Origin of the sequence: Synechococcus sp. UW179B (genome assembly GCF_900474245.1) — a bacterium.
Taxonomy (GTDB): Bacteria; Cyanobacteriota; Cyanobacteriia; order PCC-6307; family Cyanobiaceae; genus Synechococcus_C.
Window position 1 is genome coordinate 65,246 of the sequence record NZ_UCNZ01000019.1, and the last position, 19,458, is coordinate 84,703.

Genomic DNA, 19,458 nt, shown 5'->3' on the forward strand with positions numbered 1-19,458 from the left:
GTCTGAATCCTTGAATCTGAATCACGGCTTCATCACCATCAGCGTGCACGCTGGGATTGACTCCGTCTGGATTGGTGCAGGCTCGTTACCCCTTCGATGCGGTAACCCATGCGGAGATGCGCAGAATTCGTCCCCGCGGCGTATGGCGTGGTTCTCGGCTGGGTTGGGAATTTCCGCTTGCGGCAGCTGAGGCTCTGTTGCAACGGTTTGAACGGCGCTTCCGGGTGGATGAGGAGCTGATGCGTTGGTTGCATTGGCATCGTCATCCGCTCCCCCCTCTGCCGCCTCATCGAGAGCTGATTGCGCACGCTGATCTGGATCAACGCTTGCGTGACGGCCGCTTACCAATGCCTCATCAGCGCTCTGGTGCTCGCTGGTTGCTAGCGCGGCGCGGGGCGGTGCTGGCCGATGAGATGGGTCTCGGTAAAACCCTCACCGTGTTGCTGGCGGCGAGAGCTTTGCTGCGCGCCTTGCCGCTGCGTTTGTTGGTTGTGGCCCCTGTGGGGTTGCATTCGCATTGGCGCCGTGAGGCCGCGGCCCTTGAGCTCATGCCGGAGCTTTGTAGTTGGGCGCGACTTCCGTCTGAGCTCCCGGAGGCGGGCACCTTGCTGCTCGTCGATGAGGCCCATTACGCCCAAACTCTGCGGGCGCAACGCACCCAGGGTTTTTTGCGTCTTGCCCGGCATCCCCGCCTGCGAGCCATTTGGATGCTCACGGGCACACCCATGAAGAACGGCCGGCCTGATCAGCTGTATCCCTTGCTCGCTGCGATGGACCATCCCATTGCTCGGGATCAGCACTCCTATGAGGAATTGTTTTGTCAGGGGCATTTCCGCGAGCAGGGCGGACGGCAGCGTTGGCAAACCGCAGGCGCCAGTCGATTGGACGAGCTGCGACGTTTGACCCGACCGCTGGTTTTGCATCGTCGCAAGCAGCAGGTTTTGGATCTCCCCCCCAAAGAGAGGATGTTTGAAGGGATCGACCTCGACGCTGAGGAGCTGAAGGGTTTTGATTACCGCCTGCGGCTGGTCATCGATGACTATCGCCAGCGGGTGGCGGAGGGATTGGTGCGCTCTGATGCTGAATCGTTGGCGGTTCTAACAGCTTTGCGGCAAATTGCAGCCGAATTCAAGTTGCCGGCTGCGCAACAGTTGATTCAGCGTTTGCGGCAGCAGCACAAGCCGATCGTCTTGTTCAGCAGCTTTGTGGATCCGTTGCTGCTGCTCCACGAACGCCTGGGAGGCGTTTTGTTGACAGGCCGGCAGAAACCTGAGCAGCGGCAGTTGGCTGTCGACCGCTTTCAAGCTGGGGAGACCGACTTACTCCTGGCCACCTTTGCTGCCGGTGGGCTTGGGTTTACGCTCCACCGCGCTCAGCATGTGGTGCTCTTGGAACGATCTTGGACGCCTGGAGACATCGATCAGGCGGAAGATCGTTGCCATCGCATTGGTAAAGAAGGAGGCCTGATCAGCCATTGGCTTCAGCTTGGCCTTGCCGATCAGCTTGTGGACGGTTTGGTGGCTAGCAAAGCGGAACGGATTGAACTGCTGCTGGGTCCGCGTCGCGTCACGCTCGAGCGTCAGCCGTTGCCCACGATGCTGTCCCGTTGTTTGCAGGATTTATGACGCACATTCAGTTCATGCACCACCATCGGATCCGTGGATCGCTTGTTTTGGCGCAGTAGCGCCATGGCTTGGGTCACATCTGCGCAGGCTTGGTCGGTCTTGCCCATCAAGGTGAGCAACAGCGAGCGATCGGCGAGCGCTGCTGGTTTGTCTCCATGCGCGTCCACAACCTCGTTGCAGCGTTGGAGTGCTTGATCAAGCTTGTTCAGATCAAGATCTGACATGCAATCGGCAATGGACGTCTCAGCTGAAACGCTGGAGGGCTTCGGTTCGGATCGGCTGCGGCAGCCCAAACCTGTGAGAAGCAAACCGCCAATCATCAGGATGGGAATGAATCGCATGGAAGGGAAAGTCAATAGCTGTAGCGGTCGTCCTCGCTCCAGTCGGAGGAGGTGGTTGTGTTGGAGGAGCTTGATGGAACGGAAGTGTTGATCCTGCTGTCGATGGTGCTTTGCGGGCCATTCGAACCTTGGGATGAACCAAAGAGATCGCCGAGATATTTGCCGCAATCTGGGTAGGTACCCGGTTCTTTCACCACAGCTTCTGTAATCATCACTGCCGCATGTTCGGGTGATGTCTTGAACATGCCGCTTTTTTGGCGTTTGATCAGGGCATAAGCCGCTTCCCAACTCACTTTGTGACCATTTCCATTGCTGCGCATGAAGCAGTAAATCTGTGCTCCTTTCGCGGCTGAATCAACGGCGCTGGAAGCGGTAGGTGGAGCGATGAAAGTCAGTCCTGCCAGTCCAGCCAGGGGCAGTAAAAGGGCGAGGCGCTGGCGCAGACGAACCATGGCAGAACCAATGAAGCGATCAGGCCAAAGTATCGATTGATAGCGTTCTGTCTAGGTCTTCGTCAGGAATCACCAAGCCCAAGCGGAGTGAGCAATTTCACCACAACAGGGATGACCAGCAAGACCGTGATTAAGCGAACGGCATGCAGGGCAGCAACGGCTGCTCCAACGCCGTAATCAGCTCCCACCAGGCTCATGCCGCTGATTCCTCCAGGCGCTGCACCCAGCAGGGTGACAAGAGGATCAACGCCCAGCAGCCTGCTGCTCCAAAGTCCCACCACAATGCCGGTGAGCACGAGGGTGAGCGTGATCAAGACGGCAGGCTTCCACAACTGCTGCAGTTGATCGAGTGAGGCTTTGGTCAGGCCTGTCCCGATGACGGTGCCAATGGCAATCTCAAGACAGGTCTTTGTGCCTGCTGGCCATTGGGCGACTTCGAGACGCCCACTCATGCTCACCATGGCTGCTCCGATCAGTGCGCCTGCCAGTGGAGCAGCAGGAATTCCGGTGCGAGTGGCCAGCAACCCCATGCTCGTTCCGGCCAAGAGGTAGAGGAGCACCGTTGTGAGTGGGGGCATGAACACCACGCTGCAGATTGATCCTTAGTCTGGTTCGCACGGTTGTGATGTGCTGTTATCGGGGCACAACTGTTTGTTGGGGCGATGACCCAGTCCGTTTCCTTCCGCATTACGCGTACCGCTGAGGACGTGGCGCAGACTCTGAACGCTTTATCGCAACGGCTGATCAAGCTCGAGAATCGGCTGGAGAGCTTGGAGCTGCAGCTGGAACGCCAGTCCTCTGAGGCCAACGCCATGCCCAAAGACGAGTTGGAACGTCTTGATGGGGTGGATCGCTTGCTAACCGACTGCCGAGATCTCTTGCTGCGTTCTGAACCTCAATGGGTGGATCACCCCAACCCTGTTATGTGCTCGGAGCAAGACTTGGCTGCCTAACGCCTTTCATGGGTGGCACAATTTGAATAAAGCCACGTATGGCTCATCCATCTGTCAATTATGCAGCGACTTGCAAAGTCCTGCCGCGCAACCATCAAAGTTTTTTTGAAGGTGGTCACCAGCTTGAAAAGTTGGAATTCGCTCTTGCTATTGCAATCACCCGTGGTGATGCCAGCAGATGTGAGTTGCTTCGAGGTCAGATTGAAGAACTTGGAGGCAACATCGAAGAGCCTGGTACTTGAGTTGAGATTGATGTTGGATTCATTCGTTAGACTCTTGTCATTAAAGTGAAGTTAGTGTTGACTTCGGTCCTCGATAGAACTCCAACGATGGTGCAATCTGCTCCCAATCAAAAACAGGAGCATCTTGCTAAAGCTGATGTGTTATTTCAGCAAGCACAATCTGCAGCTGAAGCCGGCGATGTTTCGTCTTCAGGGTCCTTAATTTTGAAAGCATTAGAACAGGAGCGGCGTGCAGGCACCGTCGGTCCTCAAGTGATGCAATTGATTAAACCAAGATCTTGACCAAGCGGGTGACCGGATTCGAACCGGCGACGTCCAGCTTGGGAAGCTGACATTCTACCGCTGAATTACACCCGCATAGACGTGATTCTATCTCACGCCCGTTGCTGCATCTGATGAATTATTCCTCTAATTATTGCTTAAAACGGCAGATGCAGCACTCAGCCCAGCACCCATCTGGCCCTTATGCAAGCCGAGGGAATGCAACACGGCTTCAATGGCAGCGACGGCCGTCAAGACATCTCGATCGCAGACAAATCCGAGATGGCCAATGCGAAAAACTTTTCCTTTGAGGTGGTCTTGACCGCCAGCTAACAGGATGTCGAAGCGATCTTTGATGGTTTTACGCAGCAATTCCGCATCCATTCCTTCAGGGGCGACTGCCGTAATGGCCGGACTTCCATGTCCTTCGGCTGCAAACAGTGCCAAGCCGATCGCTTTCATGGCCGCTTGTGCTGCATCGCGGTGACGCGCATGGCGGGCAAAAATTGCTTCAAGACCTTCTGCTTGCATCATCTCCAGGGCAGCATCAAGTGCGAAGTACAAATTCACGGCCGGCGTGAACGGATTGCTGTTTTTCGCGGCCGTTTTTCGATAGGGACCCAAATCCAAATAGAATTTGGGCAGATCCGAGCGCTCGTAGGCAGTCCAAGCCCGCTCACTCATGGCGACGAAGCTGAGTCCTGGAGGCATCATGTAGCCCTTTTGGGATCCAGACGCGACCACATCCAGCTTCCAGTCATCCATGGGCACGTTGGTTGCGCCGAGGCTGGTGACGCAGTCGGCGATGGTCAGCGCTGTGCCATGGGCTTGGACATGGCGGCTGATCGTTTCAAGATCGTTGATCACCCCTGTGGAGGTTTCTGAATGGGTCAGGATCACCGCGCGGATCGTTTTGTCGCTGTCGGCTTCCAACGCGGTCCGGAAGTTGTCTGGGTCGAGGGGTTGTCCCCAGTCCGCCTTGATGACGTCCACCTCAAGGCCATAGGCACGCGCCACCTTCACCCAGCGCTCGCCGAACTTGCCGTTGTCGCCACAGATCACCCGATCTCCGCGGCTGAGTGTGTTGATGATTCCAGCTTCCATCGCCGCTGTGCCGCTACCGGTGATCACCAGCACGTCGTTGTTGGTCTGATGCAGCCAGCGCAGTTGAGCCGTTGTTCGTTCCACCACCGCTTGAAACTCACCGCTGCGGTGCCCGATGGGATGGCGTCCCATCGCTTTGAGAACCGTTTCTGGCACCGGGGTGGGTCCGGGGATCATCAGGGTGAGCTTGTCCTGCACGTCCGGAAGAGCGCCAATCGTTCATTCTAAAAAACGATCCGCTTGCAATTCGGTATCACGCAATCCCTCACAGATCCCCCTTCAGGGCTGACTCTCCCCGTCTGGGTTGCCGCTGCAGCTCGCGCGGCCACGCAGGTGTTGTGTGGGCAGACGTTTGAAAATCCACAATCGCTGCAGATTCCAGGTCGCGATCAGGCTCTAGGCGTGCCCGTGCAATCGGCAGCACCCTTGCAAGAGGGTGAGCAAGCGTTGGCGATCAGCCACTGCGACCCAGGTCCAGGTCTTGATCTCACGCGAGATTTAGAAATTTGGGTTCAGGCGCGTTGGCGTCAATCGCAAACAGGTTGCTTAGAGACAGATTGGTTAGAGATCGTGCCTGGGGAGGGGATTGGCCGAAAGGGGCGTGAAGGTGATCTTTGCGCTTCTGACTTTGCCCGCCGTTTGTTGGAGGCAAATCTGCGAGACCTGGTGTCCCCTGGTCAATGTCTGCAGTTGGAAGTTGTGTTTCCGCGTGGCCGCGAGCTTGCCCAGCGCACCAGTAACGCAGCGTTTGGCGTGGTGGATGGTTTGGCTTTGATTGGCACGCAAGCGGAGGTGCAATCGAGTGCATCGCCCGATCAGCTGCGCGCCAGCCTGGATGCTCTTCAGTTGATCGCGGGAGCTTCCGATTTCTGCGGATCGCTCACTTTGGTGATTGGGGAAAATGGGCTTGATCTCGCCCATCAGCTGGGTCTTGCCGATCAACAGCCTTTGCTGAAGACAGGGAACTGGATTGGGCCATTGCTTGTGGCGAGTGCGGAAGCGGGGGTGAGCAACCTGCTGTTGCTCGGTTATCACGGAAAGTTGGTCAAATTGGCTGGCGGGATCTTTCACACCCACCACCATTTGGCGGATGGCCGTTTAGAGGTGCTGGCGGCGATTGCCCTGCAGCAGGGACTCGGTGTGGATCTGATCAAAGAGCTGCTGGGTTGTGCGTCGATGGAATCGGCGCTTCAACAGCTGGAGAAGCGCGATTGCGCCGAGGCGGATCGGGTTTGGCAAGCGATTGCACAGGCGGTTGAAGTGCGAAGCGAGGCCTATCTAAAGCGTTATGGCGCCTGGCCTATGCGGGTCGGTGCGGCGCTCTTTGATCGCCAACGCCAGCTGCGCTGGACAGGCATGACTGGGCACTCCCTTCTCGCGGGTTGCGGACTGGGCATTCATCTGCAAGGGGGAGAGGCCGGTTTTGATCCTTCTCTACGCTGAGGGGACTGAAGGTTTGGAAGGCCGTTCTTTTGACGGTCCTAGAGCGGTATGTCATCAGTCCAGAGCGAAGGTCAGCGCAAACCGGCCATCGTCATTCTTGATTTCGGTTCTCAGTACTCGGAACTGATTGCACGCCGCGTTCGTGAGACGGAGGTCTTCTCCGTGGTGTTGGGCTACAGCACCAGCGCTGAAGAATTACGGGCTTTGTCTCCTCGTGGAATCATCCTCAGCGGAGGCCCAAGTTCGGTTTATGCCGATGAAGCTCCCCTCTGTGATCCAGCGATTTGGGATCTGGGCATCCCGGTGCTGGGGGTCTGCTACGGCATGCAGTTGATGGTTCAGCAGCTCGGTGGTCAGGTGGTGGCGGCCACGGGTAAGGCCGAATACGGCAAGGCTCCGCTCGTGGTGAATGACCCAACAGAACTTCTCACGAATGTGGAGAGTGGCTCCACGATGTGGATGAGTCACGGTGATTCCGTAGAGGCCTTGCCCGACGGCTTTGTGCGTTTGGCGCAAACAGCGAATACGCCTGAGGCCGCGATTGCGAACCACAGTCGACGTTTATATGGCGTTCAATTTCACCCTGAAGTGGTTCATTCCACCGGTGGAATGGTGATGATTCGCAATTTTGTGTATCACATCTGCGGTTGCGACCCGGATTGGACCACGGAGGCTTTCATCGATGAAGCGGTTGCCAATGTTCGTGAGCAGGTTGGCAAAAAGCGCGTGCTGCTTGCCTTGTCAGGCGGTGTGGATTCTTCAACTCTTGCTTTTTTATTGAAGAAAGCGATTGGAGATCAACTCACCTGCATGTTTATTGATCAAGGCTTTATGCGTAAAGGCGAGCCTGAATTCTTGATGGAGTTCTTTGATCGCAAATTCAATATTCATGTGGAGTACATCAATGCTCGCGATCGGTTTATCAAGAAGCTCGATGGCATCACAGACCCAGAGGAGAAGCGCAAAATCATCGGTACGGAATTCATCCGCGTTTTTGAAGAGGAGAGCAAGCGCCTAGGCCCCTTCGATTACCTCGCTCAGGGCACGCTGTATCCGGATGTGATTGAGAGTGCTGGCACCAACGTGGATCCCAAAACCGGCGAGCGTGTGGCAGTGAAGATCAAGAGCCATCACAACGTGGGAGGGCTTCCGAAGGATTTGCGCTTCAAGTTGGTGGAGCCCCTACGCAAACTCTTCAAGGATGAAGTTCGCAAGGTGGGTCGCACACTCGGTTTGCCCGAGGAGATCGTCAGTCGCCATCCTTTCCCTGGTCCTGGACTGGCGATTCGCATTTTGGGCGAAGTCACGGAGGAAAAGCTTGATTGTTTGCGTGATGCCGATCTGATTGTGCGCGAGGAGGTGAATGCGGCGGGGCTGTATCACGAGATTTGGCAAGCGTTTGCGGTGCTTCTTCCTGTGCGCTCCGTGGGTGTGATGGGCGATAAGCGCACCTATGCCTGGCCAATCGTGCTGCGCTGTGTGTCGAGTGAGGACGGCATGACCGCTGATTGGTCGAGGCTTCCCTATGACCTGATGGAAACGATTTCCAATCGGATCGTGAATGAGGTGAAAGGAGTCAATCGTGTGGTGATGGACATCACCAGCAAGCCGCCAGGAACGATTGAGTGGGAATGAGGCTGTTTAAGGGGCTGGTGAACAGGCCTCAGCGTCGATAACCTTGGCGCCCGGCATCAATCCCTTGACCGCTGCTCAAGAGCAGGACCTCCAGCTTCAGCGCCGTCTTCAGCAAGACAGCATCCTGTTGGCAGGGAAAACGATCTACATCAATCCGTTTTTGTATTGGCGTCGCTTCGACAGCAATACGGATCGTTGGTTGCGCGAACCGGGCCAGCTCCCGGAAGAGCAAATTGCTGTGAATCGCAGTCGCTTCTATCCAGAGCTCGACTGGACCTTGCTGAACGATTCCGATCGGGAGATCAAGGACGGAGCCGTGGAGATGTTCCTCAAAAGCTTGGAACTGATTGGGACGTTTCACCCCGAGCTCAGCTCCGGCCATCTGCTGGAGGTGGAGCGCAAGATGGCGATCACTAAAAAGCGGTCGTTCGAGCGTTGGGTCGAGAAGTCATATCGCAGACGCGCCAAGCAGGAAACCTGGGAACGCCGTCGCTTCGTTCGTGACCGTTTTTGGCGCTCGTGGGGGGAATGGCTTTCCTTAGAAGCCACCCATCACGCCTTGGCTCCTGCGGTGGCGTTGTTGGTGATCACAGGCGTGGGTGGCTGGTGGCTTGGGTCGTCTAATTCAAGTTGTCCGACACTTTTGCCTCCTCCGGAGCAGACTGGAGTGCGCTGAGTTCGGGTCTGCTCATGGCTGACAACCAACCGTTTGACTCCCTGAGATTGGCATTGATGCAGGACGTGCTGCCTGTGGGGCTTGCTTTGGTGGAGCGGGCTCGCGCTGGGGGTCCTGCCAAGGTGGTGGAATCGTTCACTTCAGGGGCGCCAGATCCGTTGCGCGAGTTGCGCGATGAAGGTGAAACGGCTGCGAAGGGTGTGCGTGAACGACTGGATCAAGTGAGTCCTGGGCTCGGTAATCCGGTGATGCCTGTGCAAGTGGCTGTGGAGGAGCCTTCAGCTGAGGTGGTCGACGTTTTGGAAGAAGGCAGGTCACCGGAAGAGGAAGAACAGCAGTTGCATGAGGTTCTGGCAAGGATTACGCAGCGGCTGCAGGCCTTGGAAGCTCAGCTCGAGCAAGAGAGCTAAGGGGCATGACGCGCTCTGCTTCTCCCCAAAGGGACGCTCAGCGTCAAAGTGGATTGCGCCAGCAGCCCCTGGTCATGTTCGGATTGGTGCTGTTGTTTTGCAGCGCCATGGTTGCTCGCTTGGTCTGGCTCCAGGTGTTGGAGGGCCCCCGCTACCGGCAGTTGGCGGATGAAAATCGCATTCGCTTGGTACCCAGATCGCCAACGCGTGGCCGTCTGCTTGATCGCAAAGGGCGTGTTTTGGCCTCCAGCAAGCTCACCTATTCGCTGTATGTGGAGCCGCGCTTGGTGGATGATGCCGCCTGGCCGGCCTTGCGCGACCGGCTTGCCAGTCTTCTCGATCTCAACCCGTCAACCCTGGATCGTCGGCGCCAGTCGGGCCCAGACCGCAATGGTTACCGCATCAATTTGGCCAGTGAACTCAGCCCTGAGCAGGTGCTGCGTTTCCGGGAGCAATCCCTCGGCCTGAAGGGAGCTCAAGTGGATGTGGACATTCTTCGTGCCTATCCCCACGGAACGCTGGCAGCCCATACCCTCGGCTACACCCAGCCGATCACGGAGGAGGAGTACACCGCCCTGGCTGATCGGGGCTACAAAATTCGAGATCGGATTGGTCGCATCGGCGTCGAGGCGGCCTACGAGTCCCATTTACGGGGCGAATGGGGTGGTCAAATGCTTGAAGTGAATGCCATGGGTGAGGTGCAAAGGCACTTGGGCGATCGTCCCTCCGTGGCGGGCAAAGACCTCACCCTCACGCTCGATCTTGATCTTCAGAAGGTGGCTGAACAGGTTTTGGCTGATAAGCCTGGCGGCGCAATCGTGGCCATGGACCCTCGCAACGGAGCGATCTTGGCGCTTGCGAGCAAACCGAATTTTGACCCCAATTTTTTCTCGAAACTGGTCACTACGCAGAAGGAGTACGACGCGCTGTTTTCCAATCCCAAAAAGCCGCTGTTGAGCCGTGCCATGAATGCCTATGACCCTGGTAGCACGTGGAAGCCTGTGACAGCGATGGCAGGAATGGCGTCAGGCAAATTTCCGCCTGAGGTCAAGTTGAACACCACCGCTTGCATCACCTACGGCGGTCATTGTTTCCCTGATCACAATGGCGCTGGCTTTGGCCGGATTGGCTACGCCGATGCCCTGCGCTTCTCCAGCAACACGTTCTTTTATCAAGTGGGTGTGGGTTCGGGTTCGCTTGCTCTCAAGAAGGCGGCCACCCAGCTTGGCTTTGGGCGCAAGACGGGGATTGAGATTGGTTGGGAGGAAAATGTGGGTCTCGTGGGAGATGAAGCCTGGGCGAAGGAGGGCCGCGGCTGGGCGGAGCCTGGGTCCACGCCTTGGATTCCAGAGGACATGGCCTCTGCGTCGATTGGCCAGTCCGTGGTGCAGATCACCCCTCTTCAATTGGCACGGGCTTACTGCGTGTTTGCCAATGGTGGCTGGCTCGTCACCCCCCATCTGGCCGACCAAGGCTTGGATTGGACGGCTCCATCGCGGCGTACCAAGGTGCCGATCAAGCCAGCAACCCTGGCCAAGATCCGTCAAGGTTTGCGCAAGGTGGTGGAGGACGGTACCGGCTACGGCCTGAACGGAGAGGGCATTCCTCCTGCGGCCGGTAAGACCGGTACGGCGGAGGACAGCACGGGCGGCCCAGATCATGCCTGGTTTGCCAGTTATGCCCCTTACCCGAACGGCGAGATTGTCGTGGTGGCCTTCGCTCAAAACACGCCTGGTGGTGGGTCAGTGCATGCGCTGCCGATGGCCAAAAAAGTGATTGAGGTCTGGAACCGCAACCGCAAACAGACTTGAATTAGGCCGCTGAGGTGAGGTCTGCGGAAAGCACCTGGCGGTAGTAGCCACGGAGCTGTTCCGTTGCCCCGGCCCAGCCCCAACGTTCGGCTTCCGAACGGGCGGCATTGCGCAGGGCTTGACGCTCGAGGTCATTGCCGAGCAGTTTGCCGGTGGCTTCGATCAAGCTCCCAGCCCCAGCATCTGCACCGTCCGGTTCGTAGAGACAACCGTTAACGCCGTCGCTGATGATGTCTGGAATGCCGCCGCGATTGGCTCCAACCACGGGGCATCCAGCGGCCATCGCTTCCAGCAATACAAGGCCAAGGGTTTCTGTGCTCGAGGGGAAGAGGAAGGCATCACCGCTGGCATAGGCCCCAGCAAGTTCTTCCCCAGCCAGATAGCCCACAAAGGTGGTGGCCGTTCCCTCGAAATGTTTCTCCAATTGCTGCCTGTGGGGTCCGTCGCCGACGAGCGCCAGTCGCGCATCGGGCAACGCCTCGAGCACGGGGCGGATTCGTTCGATCTGTTTTTCTGCGGAGAGCCGACCGACATACAGCAGAAGTGCTCCGCGGTCGTCGTATTCACCAAGTAAGCGCTGACGTAGCTCTGGGCTACGCAACTCGGGCCGGAACATCTCCGTATCCACGCCCCGCTGCCATAGGGCGGTGTGCTGGATGCCCTTATCGCTGAGCTCTTGCACCATCGCAGTGGAGGTGCAGAGATTCAGCAAAGCTTGGTTATGAGCCGCTTTTAGAAGTTCCCACAACAAGGGTTCGAGCATGCCCATGCCGTAGTGCTCGAGATACTTCGGCAGGTGTGTGTGATAACTGGCGATCAGGGGGATGGATTTGGTCTTGGCGAGCCAAATGCCTCCCAAGCCCAGAACCGCAGGATTCACCACGTGGATCAGGTCTGGCTGGAAGGCATCAATCGCTTCGGAGACAGCCGGGCGTGGCAAAGCGAGCTTCAGCTCTGGGTAGAGCGGCAAGGGCATGGCGGGAACGCCCACCACCTTGGCTCCCATGTAATTGCTGGGTGCGCCCTCTGGACAAAACACCACCACGTCGTCTCCTGCATCCACCAGATGCTTCACCGTTTTGGTGAGCCGGGTGACGATGCCGTCGACTTTGGGGAGGAAGGTTTCTGTAAAAAAGGCGATTTTCAAGGTTCGTCTCGATCAGGAGGCGTTGCCAATGGCTTGGGCCTGCGTCTTGGTCCAGGCGGATGTGCAAAGAATGCGATTGCGGTCGCAACGATCCGCATAACGAGTGGCGATTTCCACCACCTCCTTCAACAGGCCGTCATCCAGCGTGGTGGGTTTGAGCCCCAGCTCAATGAAGCAGCGGTTGTCCACGATCAGATCGTTTTCAACGGCTTCGTTGCGTGGATTAGGAAGATTGTTGACCTGAGCGCCCGTTAAGGCAGCCACCTTTTTGGCCAATTCGCCCACTTGGTGGCTCTCGGTCATTTGATTGAAGATCTTGACCCGTTCGCCTTTTTCAGGCCGGTTTTCGAGTGCGAGCTGGACGCAACGCACCGAGTCACGGATGTGGATGAAGGCGCGGGTTTGACCGCCGGTGCCATGCACGGTGAGGGGATATCCGATCGCGGCTTGCATCAGGAAGCGGTTCAGCACCGTTCCGTAGTCACCGTCGTAATCAAAGCGGTTGGTGAGACGCGGATCACGATCCGTGGCCTCCGTGTTGGTGCCCCAAACAATCCCTTGGTGAAGGTCCGTAATCCTGACCTTGTCGTTCTTGTTGTAGTAGAGGAACAGCAGCTGATCGAGCGTCTTGGTCATGTGATAAACGCTGCCAGGACTAGCTGGATGAAGAATTTCCTCCTCAAAACGGCTGCCATCAGGCTGGGGCACTTCCACTTTGAGGTAGCCCTCAGGAATGGTGGCGCCACGGTGGGAGCCATAGCCATACACCCCCATCGTGCCCAGGTGCACCACGTGGATGTCTTGGCCCGATTCCACGATCGCGGCCAGCAGGTTGTGGGTGCCGTTCACGTTGTTGTCAACGGTGTAGCGCTTGGTGGCGCTGCTCTTCATCGAGTAGGGAGCGGCGCGCTGCTCGGCGAAGTGCACCACCGAGTCGGGTTTCTCTTCGATGATCAGGTCGAGGAGCCGTTGGTACTCGTGGGCGATGTCCATATGGATGAATCGCATCGGCTTGCCGCCAATGCTTTCCCAGACGTTGAGGCGTTCACCGATGCTCACGATCGGCGTTAACGATTCCACCTCAAGGTCGATGTCGATCTTGCGACGGCTGAGGTTGTCCACAATCACAACATCGTGATTTTGGTCCGCCAAATTCACCGCACAAGGCCAGCCGCAGAAGCCGTCACCACCTAAAACGAGAACTTTCACCCCAAACTCCTGCTGAAGCGAGCAAGCCGCTGATTTCTGGCAAGCTACTACAGGCTTTTTAGCTGACGGCTACGGACAGAGCCATGAGGGCGATCACAAGCACTGCGCCGGAGATGATCAGCAGCCGAGAGCCGTTGCTGAGAGAGGCTCCGTCGCTGATCACTTCCATGCGAGGTTCCTTCGCGAAGGCGTTGAGGCGACCGCCATCTTCTTGAGTGACCTGCATGGATTGAGCTGCAACTGAACGGGACCTTATGGAGTTGATGGTGGGTGCGCTTTGATTCGCCATGCTCCTTCATGGCCTGAGATGTGCTGTTACATCCAGGCGGTGTACGCGGCGCCGTACGAGGTGGTGAACGAGGTGGCGAGTGCGTTGTGCGTGGCTAGCTGTTGATGCGTCCGCTGGTGGGGGAGCTTGGAGAGGCTTCTGCGCGGGTTGGTAACCGGCCAGCCAGCAAGGATTGGCGTCCTGCCTGCACGGCGGAGGCCATCGCTTCTGCCATCAGGGGCGGTTGTCCCGCGAGGGCGATGGCGCTGTTGATGAGAACGGCATCGGCGCCCATCTCCATCGCTTGGGCTGCATCACTTGGCACGCCGATTCCCGCATCAACCACCACCGGCACCTTGGCGTTCTCAATGATCAGGCGGATGTTGGCGGCATTGCGCAAGCCCTGACCTGATCCGATGGGGGATCCCAAGGGCATCACGGTGGCGCAGCCCACGTCCTCTAAGCGCTTGGCCAAGAGGGGGTCGGCATTGATGTAGGGCAGCACGGTGAAGTTCTCCTTCACCAGCATTTCTGCTGCTTCCAAGGTCCCAAAGGGGTCGGGCAGTAAGTGACGACTGTCTGGGATGACCTCCAATTTCACAAAGTTGTTGTTTTCCTGACCCGCCAGCTTGGCGAGCTCCCTGCCAAGCCGGGCCACTCGCACGGCTTCCTCGGCGTTGGTGCACCCCGCCGTATTGGGAAGCATCCAGATGCGTGACCAGTCAATGGCTTCCATGAGGCCTGCATGCCCCTCAGCGACCGCCTGGACGCGTCGAACGGCAACTGTGACCATTTCACAGCCAGACCGCTCCAGGCTGAGCTGCATGGCCTCCAGGTTTGGGTATTTGCCTGTCCCGGTGATCAGTCTGCAGTTGAAGCTGCGCCCTCCGATTTGGAGTGCATCGTCGTGAGAGTGGGTCGGATCCATTGTGGTCAGTTGCGGTTTGGTTGGAGAACCGGATCGTGATGCGGTCAAGCAGGCCGCAACCGCCCTACCCTGCGCCAATCATCTACTGGTTGCATGCCCGTTCCTCCCGTCATAGACATACCGGTTGAGATTCAGGCACCGTTTGAGTCTTCCCAATCGTTTGATAGTTCACAACTAGCCATACCTCTTGAACTTGAGGGGTCTGTTGAGAGTTTTGATCCTGTCGCGCGTGCTGGTGATCTCGCGGCAACCCTGCCTCGCCAGTGGTGCGGAAATTACACCTCCTTTGAGTCGAATTCCACCGTGGATGTGGAATTAACCCTGACCAGCTTGAAGCCCATGGGACAGATGGTGGATTTGCGTGGAGACATGCGCATAGGCGCGATTTCTACGCCTGTTCAGGGCAATCTCAATGCCAAATCTGATCAGCTTGACCTTCTGCCCTTGTCTCCTGAGCTCAGCAATGACCTGGAAATTGGCGGAAGGTTTTTAGGATTGCAAGGCTTTTCTTTGGCTGGGTGGGATGCTCCAAGACTGACGAACCCTGGTGGTCGTCTGGACCTTTCGGGCAGCTGTGCTGTTTCAGAATCCGCGCCCATCCGGGCTCTTTGGTGACGCTTGATCAGAGTTCTTGCCTTTCGTCGTGGCGCGTTCTAAGCGGTTTAACCGCTTACGCGCTGTTTTGTTTTTAGGGTCAAGAACGAGTGCTCGGCGATAAAGATCACAGGCTTCTTCGTTTTCTAGGAGTCGCTCTTGGGCAAAGGCGAGATTATTGATGGCTACCGGATAGTCCTCTTTGGCTCGGAGAGCAGCCTTGTAATGGCGTACGGCGGTCGTGAAATCCTTCTCGGCAGCTAACGCATAGCCGAGGGCGTTCTCAATCAGAGCGCGCGCTTCATCGGGCTCGTCATTGAGCCTTTTAACGGCCTGGCGCAAGGTCACAATGGCCTGCGGATAAAGGCGCTTGCGCAATTGAACGGACGCCAGCTCATAGAGAGCGCCTGCGTCTTTGGAGGACGCAACCTTCTCTTGCTCCATCTTGAGCAAGCTTTGTTCGTCGCGACGAACCCGTAAAAATTGGCGACCGCCGACAACAGCGACGATCGCCAAGAGGCCAATCAGCCCCAATAAATAGGTCTGAGGCAGCAAGGAATTCATGTCAGACCCAAGAAACGTCCCGTTGGGGACTGATCGTTAACCCTGAGTGGCATTCACAACGTTGGCGAAACTCGCAGGATCGACAACAGCCATCTGGGCCAACATTTTGCGGTTGATCCGCACATCAGCTTTCTTGAGACCGCCAATCAAACGGCTATAGCTCACGCCATTCATGCGTGCTGCTGCATTGATCCGTGCAATCCAGAGACGGCGGAAATCACGTTTGCGACGACGACGGTCGCGGTAGGCATTGCAAAGCGCCTTCATGACGCGTTGATTTGCCGTACGGAAAAGTGTTCCGTTGCTGCCGCGGAAACCACGGGCTAAACGGAGGATTTTATTGCGGCGTTTACGGGCAACATTGCCTCTCTTGACGCGTGCCATGAATCAGATGTGGAGAAGTTGAGGGAAGAATGTCCTGCGTGGATGACCACCTGGCAGGACTCAGGACTGAGCTCAGGCGTAGGGCATCATCAGCGTGACGCGTTCCTCGTCGGTGCGATCCACCACAGCCTTGGTCTTCAAATGACGCTTCTGTTTTGGCGATTTGTGATCGAGAAGGTGATTATGAAAGGCGCGGCGACGCATGAACTTGCCAGTGCCTGTTGCTTTGAACCGCTTGGCGGCTGCTTTGCGGGTCTTGAGCTTGGGCATGGGTCTGGCTGCACGCGGCATAAGCGACAACCATAGAACGTTGCCTTCCTGAAAGCCAATCAATTCAAGCCGCGTCATGCTGAATCAGTTGCAGCGGACGTGTCCTTGACTCCTCCCTTTGGCTGGCTGAAGCGCCGGGTCGTTGTTCCGTTGGCGTTGGTGAGTGCGATCGCTTGCAGCTGCCGCGCGCAAGAAGCGACGATCGAACCCGGCCCTGCTGCCGTTGAGACCCATCGATCGGTTCCTTTGCCGCCGAAGGCCCATGAAGCGCCCTTATGGGTGGCCCTGGACGATCACCTCGGCCGCGGCACCACCACGCAACGGTCCGGGCCTTTGCTCACCTTGGAGAGTGCTGGAGAGCAGTCCCTGCGCTTGAGGGATGGATCTGGAGCTCAGGTTGCTGAAGCAACGTCGCTGCGTCTCAGCTGGCGACTGGCTCCTCTGGCTGTTCCTGTGGAGGTGGCCCGCAAGATTGCCGGTCCCTACGCCAGTTTTGAATCAGCGGAACGGATTGCGAACCGATGGCGTGATCAAGGCGTGGTCGCCCGTGTTGCCCATCCCAGCAACTGGGAGGTGTGGATACCGATGGATGCTGAGCCTCTGGATGGGGTCCCTGTGCGGACCTTGATGCGCACGCTCACAACGGAGATGAAAGCTGTCTTGGAGGGCCCTTCGGGTGGTCGCACCCTCCAGGGTCCGCTGATGCTGGAGGCTCCGAACGGTCTGCTCTGGCAGGGAGGCGTGCTGCGCGGCCCGTTTCGTCTGCAGCCGGATGCCTATGGCAGTTGGACGTTGTTGGAACAAGTTCCGCTTGAGCGTTATTTAGAGGGGGTGGTTCCCCACGAGATCGGCGCTGGATCGCCAAAGGCGGCGTTAGAGGCGCAAGCGGTCTTGGCGCGCACCTGGGCCTTGGCGAATAGTCATCGGTTTGCGATCGATGGCTATCACCTTTGCAGTGATACGCAGTGCCAGGTGTACAGCGATCCCCGTCACGCCAGCGCTACGGTGCGACAGGCGATTCGTGCGACGTCTGGACAGGTGTTGGCGTGGAACGGCGAGCCGATTCAAGCTTGGTATCACGCCAGTAACGGTGGGGTGATGGCTGGAGCAGAAGAGGCTTGGGCGATGGACTCCCTTCCTTACGTTCAGGCTCGTGCCGATGGATCAGCGGCATGGATCAAGGGCCTGGCGTTGCCGCTCAAGGACCCCATCTCTGTGAGTGGCTTGCTCTCTCGCGGCGATGGTGCCTATGGCACGAATCACCCTCGTTTTCGTTGGTCGCGTACCTACAGCGCTGCTCAGGTTGCCCAGGCTCTACGGGCGGCTGGTCTGCCTGCTGGTGTCCCCAGTGCTCTCAACGTGCAGACGAGAGGGGCGAGTGGACGGGTGCTGGCCCTCGGCATCCAGATGACGGGGAACGGGGAGCCGGTGATGTTGCGGCTGGATGGCATCCGTCGCACCTTGCGCCGCCTCCCAAGCACCTTGTTTGTGATTGAGACCCTTGGGCCCGATCGATGGCGTTTTAAGGGTGGAGGATTTGGCCATGGAGTGGGCCTCTCGCAAGCTGGTGCCATTGATCTGGCGGCTCGAGGTTGGAGCTTTGAGCGGATTCTCAGTCACTACTACCCAGGAACAACATTGACCACGGTCCAACCGCCTTCCAGTTCCATACCCGGTCAGGCCCCTTAAAGTCCCATGACTTCGAACGGTGACAGGGTGTTGGCCGCAGGGACAGGCGATCGCCGACGCGGCAAGACAGCCTTGTTTGTGGTGGCTTGCGGTTGCGCGGGAGCAGCACCCCATTGGCTCGACCCCTCCAGGAGTCTCATCCCTTCGCTCACGCTGGCGCTCGTGCTTGGTGGGTATTCCCTCAGCACGACGCTACGAGGCTCTGATGAGAGCGCGAGTCCCGCGAACAGCAGGCCTGCCACCGATGCAACCGATGGGGATGGGACATCTCTCAAGGGAACATCGATCACGGAGACATCCACTCCTGGGACAGCCCTGGCTGCGGAGCCTGCTGTCGTCGAGAGCTTGGTCTCTTGGCCCAACGTGGACGTGGTGGTGGCGGCCAGGGATGAGGAAGCTGTGGTGGCTCGTCTCATGGAGCGCCTCGGAGCACTTCGCTATCCAGCTGACCAGCTCACGACCTGGATCGTTGATGACGGCAGCGAAGACAAAACGCCAGATCTTCTGGATGAACTGAAGCCTCAATATCCCAACCTGAATGTGATTCGCAGGCAGCGCAACGCAGGCGGAGGCAAGTCAGGTGCCTTGAATGCGGCGTTGGCTCAAAGCAGTGGGGAGTGGATTCTCGTGCTGGATGCCGATGGTCAAATCAGTGATGACCAGCTCGAACGGTTGATTCCGATCGCCGTGATGGGTGATTGGTCTGGCGTGCAGATGCGCAAAGCGGTGACGAACGCCGATACCAACCTGCTGACGCGGGTCCAGGCCATGGAGATGGCGTTTGATGCGCTGATTCAGCAGGGGCGCCTGTTGGGGGGAGGGGTGTCTGAACTGCGCGGGAACGGGCAGTTGCTGCGGCGTGATGTGTTGGAAGCCTGCGGCGGATTTAATGAGGACACGGTCACGGACGACCTGGACCTGAGTTTTCGTTTTTTGCTCCAAGGTGCTCGCACAACCTTGCTTTGGAATCCACCGGTGCGAGAAGAGGCGGTGGAGACGATTTCGGCGCTTTGGAAGCAACGACAACGATGGGCAGAAGGGGGGTTGCAGCGCTTCTTTGATTACTGGCCTGGGCTGCTTTCCAATCGCTTAACGGTCGGCCAGCGTCGTGACCTGGCTTGTTTTTTCTTGCTCCAGTACGCCCTGCCTGTGCTCTCCTTTGCCGATCTGGTGACCAGTGTGTTCACGCGAACCTCTCCGGTGTACTGGCCCTTATCGATTGTGGCTTTTGGCGTGTCAGGCGTGGCGTATTGGAGGGGGTGCCGCCGCTTCAGTGAAGGCCCTGCCTTGCCTCAACCCAATCCGTTTTCATTGCTTTTGGGGATTGCCTATCTGAGCCATTGGTTCTTTGTCATTCCCTGGGTCACGCTGCGGATGGCGGTGCTTCCCAAGCGCTTGGTTTGGGCAAAAACCACCCACCGTGGCCATGAGGAGACGGTCAAAGCCTGAGCG

At 57.7% G+C, this 19,458-nt stretch carries 23 protein-coding genes and 1 tRNA gene; 12 read left to right on the forward strand and 12 right to left on the reverse strand.

Annotated features, from left to right (window positions below; all coding sequences use genetic code 11):
- Positions 1 to 116: 116 nt before the first annotated feature.
- Positions 117 to 1,625: a DEAD/DEAH box helicase gene (locus tag DXY38_RS07725; RefSeq protein ID WP_115071267.1), complete on the forward strand. Its 1,509-nt coding sequence runs from the start codon at positions 117 to 119 to the stop codon at positions 1,623 to 1,625.
- Here the strand turns inward: DXY38_RS07725 and DXY38_RS07730 are convergent.
- The 3 genes from DXY38_RS07730 to DXY38_RS07740 all read right to left on the reverse strand — a co-directional run bounded on the left by DXY38_RS07730 (position 1,580) and on the right by DXY38_RS07740 (position 2,996).
- Positions 1,580 to 1,966: a hypothetical protein gene (locus DXY38_RS07730; protein WP_115071143.1), complete on the reverse strand. Its 387-nt coding sequence runs from the start codon at positions 1,964 to 1,966 to the stop codon at positions 1,580 to 1,582. The two genes, DXY38_RS07725 and DXY38_RS07730, sit on opposite strands and share 46 nt — an antisense overlap.
- An 11-nt stretch (positions 1,967 to 1,977) precedes the next feature.
- Positions 1,978 to 2,418, reverse strand: coding sequence for a DUF6554 family protein (locus DXY38_RS07735; protein WP_115071144.1), 441 nt, complete (start codon positions 2,416 to 2,418; stop codon positions 1,978 to 1,980).
- Positions 2,419 to 2,480: 62 nt separating this feature from the next.
- Positions 2,481 to 2,996, reverse strand: coding sequence for an AbrB family transcriptional regulator (locus tag DXY38_RS07740; RefSeq protein WP_006854995.1), 516 nt, complete (start codon positions 2,994 to 2,996; stop codon positions 2,481 to 2,483).
- An 84-nt stretch (positions 2,997 to 3,080) separates the two neighbouring features.
- Here DXY38_RS07740 and DXY38_RS07745 point away from each other — a divergent pair, with 84 nt between their 5' ends.
- The 3 genes from DXY38_RS07745 (at position 3,081) to DXY38_RS07755 (ending at position 3,895) form a co-directional block, all read left to right on the forward strand.
- Positions 3,081 to 3,371, forward strand: coding sequence for a hypothetical protein (locus DXY38_RS07745; RefSeq protein ID WP_006854996.1), 291 nt, complete (start codon positions 3,081 to 3,083; stop codon positions 3,369 to 3,371).
- A 38-nt stretch (positions 3,372 to 3,409) separates the two neighbouring features.
- Complete coding sequence (locus DXY38_RS07750; protein ID WP_115071145.1) at positions 3,410 to 3,613, forward strand: hypothetical protein; 204 nt, start codon at positions 3,410 to 3,412, stop codon at positions 3,611 to 3,613.
- An 87-nt stretch (positions 3,614 to 3,700) separates the two neighbouring features.
- Positions 3,701 to 3,895 carry a hypothetical protein gene (locus tag DXY38_RS07755; RefSeq protein WP_006854998.1) on the forward strand — a complete coding sequence of 65 codons (195 nt, stop codon included), beginning with the start codon at positions 3,701 to 3,703 and terminating at the stop codon, positions 3,893 to 3,895.
- A gap of 3 nt (positions 3,896 to 3,898) precedes the next feature.
- On the opposite strand, the gene DXY38_RS07760 is transcribed toward DXY38_RS07755, so the two are convergent.
- Both DXY38_RS07760 and DXY38_RS07765 read right to left on the reverse strand, forming a co-directional pair.
- Positions 3,899 to 3,970: transfer RNA gene (locus DXY38_RS07760), tRNA-Gly, on the reverse strand.
- 51 nt (positions 3,971 to 4,021) lie between these two features.
- On the reverse strand, positions 4,022 to 5,176 hold the full coding sequence (locus tag DXY38_RS07765; RefSeq protein ID WP_115071146.1) for an alanine--glyoxylate aminotransferase family protein: 1,155 nt from the start codon (positions 5,174 to 5,176) through the stop codon (positions 4,022 to 4,024).
- 54 nt (positions 5,177 to 5,230) lie between these two features.
- Here DXY38_RS07765 and cbiD point away from each other — a divergent pair, with 54 nt between their 5' ends.
- The 5 genes from cbiD (at position 5,231) to mrdA (ending at position 10,953) form a co-directional block, all read left to right on the forward strand.
- Positions 5,231 to 6,421, forward strand: a complete 1,191-nt coding sequence (gene cbiD, locus DXY38_RS07770) for a cobalt-precorrin-5B (C(1))-methyltransferase CbiD (RefSeq protein ID WP_371410998.1) — start codon at positions 5,231 to 5,233, stop codon at positions 6,419 to 6,421.
- Between the two features lie 48 nt (positions 6,422 to 6,469).
- Entirely contained in the window at positions 6,470 to 8,056 is a 1,587-nt protein-coding gene (guaA, locus tag DXY38_RS07775; protein ID WP_115071148.1) for a glutamine-hydrolyzing GMP synthase, read from the forward strand.
- A 64-nt stretch (positions 8,057 to 8,120) separates the two neighbouring features.
- Positions 8,121 to 8,732 carry a hypothetical protein gene (locus tag DXY38_RS07780; protein ID WP_115071268.1) on the forward strand — a complete coding sequence of 204 codons (612 nt, stop codon included), beginning with the start codon at positions 8,121 to 8,123 and terminating at the stop codon, positions 8,730 to 8,732.
- A gap of 14 nt (positions 8,733 to 8,746) precedes the next feature.
- Positions 8,747 to 9,142, forward strand: a complete 396-nt coding sequence (locus DXY38_RS07785; RefSeq protein WP_115071149.1) for a hypothetical protein — start codon at positions 8,747 to 8,749, stop codon at positions 9,140 to 9,142.
- A 5-nt stretch (positions 9,143 to 9,147) separates the two neighbouring features.
- Positions 9,148 to 10,953 carry a penicillin-binding protein 2 gene (mrdA, locus tag DXY38_RS07790; RefSeq protein ID WP_115071150.1) on the forward strand — a complete coding sequence of 602 codons (1,806 nt, stop codon included), beginning with the start codon at positions 9,148 to 9,150 and terminating at the stop codon, positions 10,951 to 10,953.
- Between the two features lies 1 nt (position 10,954).
- Here mrdA and DXY38_RS07795 read toward each other — a convergent pair whose 3' ends face one another.
- The 4 genes from DXY38_RS07795 to DXY38_RS07810 all read right to left on the reverse strand — a co-directional run bounded on the left by DXY38_RS07795 (position 10,955) and on the right by DXY38_RS07810 (position 14,505).
- The gene (locus tag DXY38_RS07795) at positions 10,955 to 12,100 is read right to left on the reverse strand and encodes a glycosyltransferase family 1 protein (RefSeq protein ID WP_115071151.1); all 1,146 of its coding nucleotides are present in this window, start codon (positions 12,098 to 12,100) and stop codon (positions 10,955 to 10,957) included.
- 12 nt (positions 12,101 to 12,112) lie between these two features.
- Entirely contained in the window at positions 12,113 to 13,309 is a 1,197-nt protein-coding gene (locus tag DXY38_RS07800; RefSeq protein ID WP_006855006.1) for an NAD-dependent epimerase/dehydratase family protein, read from the reverse strand.
- A 58-nt stretch (positions 13,310 to 13,367) separates the two neighbouring features.
- Positions 13,368 to 13,535: a photosystem II assembly protein Psb34 gene (gene psb34 / locus DXY38_RS07805; RefSeq protein ID WP_006855007.1), complete on the reverse strand. Its 168-nt coding sequence runs from the start codon at positions 13,533 to 13,535 to the stop codon at positions 13,368 to 13,370.
- A gap of 157 nt (positions 13,536 to 13,692) precedes the next feature.
- Positions 13,693 to 14,505: a thiazole synthase gene (locus DXY38_RS07810; RefSeq protein ID WP_115071152.1), complete on the reverse strand. Its 813-nt coding sequence runs from the start codon at positions 14,503 to 14,505 to the stop codon at positions 13,693 to 13,695.
- A gap of 93 nt (positions 14,506 to 14,598) precedes the next feature.
- Between DXY38_RS07810 and DXY38_RS07815 the strand changes: the two genes are divergently transcribed.
- On the forward strand, positions 14,599 to 15,120 hold the full coding sequence (locus DXY38_RS07815; RefSeq protein WP_115071153.1) for a hypothetical protein: 522 nt from the start codon (positions 14,599 to 14,601) through the stop codon (positions 15,118 to 15,120).
- Here the strand turns inward: DXY38_RS07815 and DXY38_RS07820 are convergent.
- From DXY38_RS07820 to rpmI, 3 genes are all read right to left on the reverse strand, one after another.
- On the reverse strand, positions 15,088 to 15,663 hold the full coding sequence (locus DXY38_RS07820) for a hypothetical protein (protein WP_115071154.1): 576 nt from the start codon (positions 15,661 to 15,663) through the stop codon (positions 15,088 to 15,090). The two genes, DXY38_RS07815 and DXY38_RS07820, sit on opposite strands and share 33 nt — an antisense overlap.
- Before the next feature lie 36 nt (positions 15,664 to 15,699).
- On the reverse strand, positions 15,700 to 16,047 hold the full coding sequence (rplT, locus tag DXY38_RS07825; RefSeq protein ID WP_006855011.1) for a 50S ribosomal protein L20: 348 nt from the start codon (positions 16,045 to 16,047) through the stop codon (positions 15,700 to 15,702).
- A gap of 72 nt (positions 16,048 to 16,119) precedes the next feature.
- Positions 16,120 to 16,317: a 50S ribosomal protein L35 gene (rpmI, locus tag DXY38_RS07830; RefSeq protein ID WP_006855012.1), complete on the reverse strand. Its 198-nt coding sequence runs from the start codon at positions 16,315 to 16,317 to the stop codon at positions 16,120 to 16,122.
- 99 nt (positions 16,318 to 16,416) lie between these two features.
- Here rpmI and DXY38_RS07835 point away from each other — a divergent pair, with 99 nt between their 5' ends.
- Positions 16,417 to 18,006 carry a SpoIID/LytB domain-containing protein gene (locus DXY38_RS07835; protein WP_244279053.1) on the forward strand — a complete coding sequence of 530 codons (1,590 nt, stop codon included), beginning with the start codon at positions 16,417 to 16,419 and terminating at the stop codon, positions 18,004 to 18,006.
- Positions 18,007 to 18,012: 6 nt separating this feature from the next.
- Entirely contained in the window at positions 18,013 to 19,455 is a 1,443-nt protein-coding gene (locus DXY38_RS07840) for a glycosyltransferase family 2 protein (protein WP_115071155.1), read from the forward strand.
- Positions 19,456 to 19,458 lie beyond the last annotated feature (3 nt).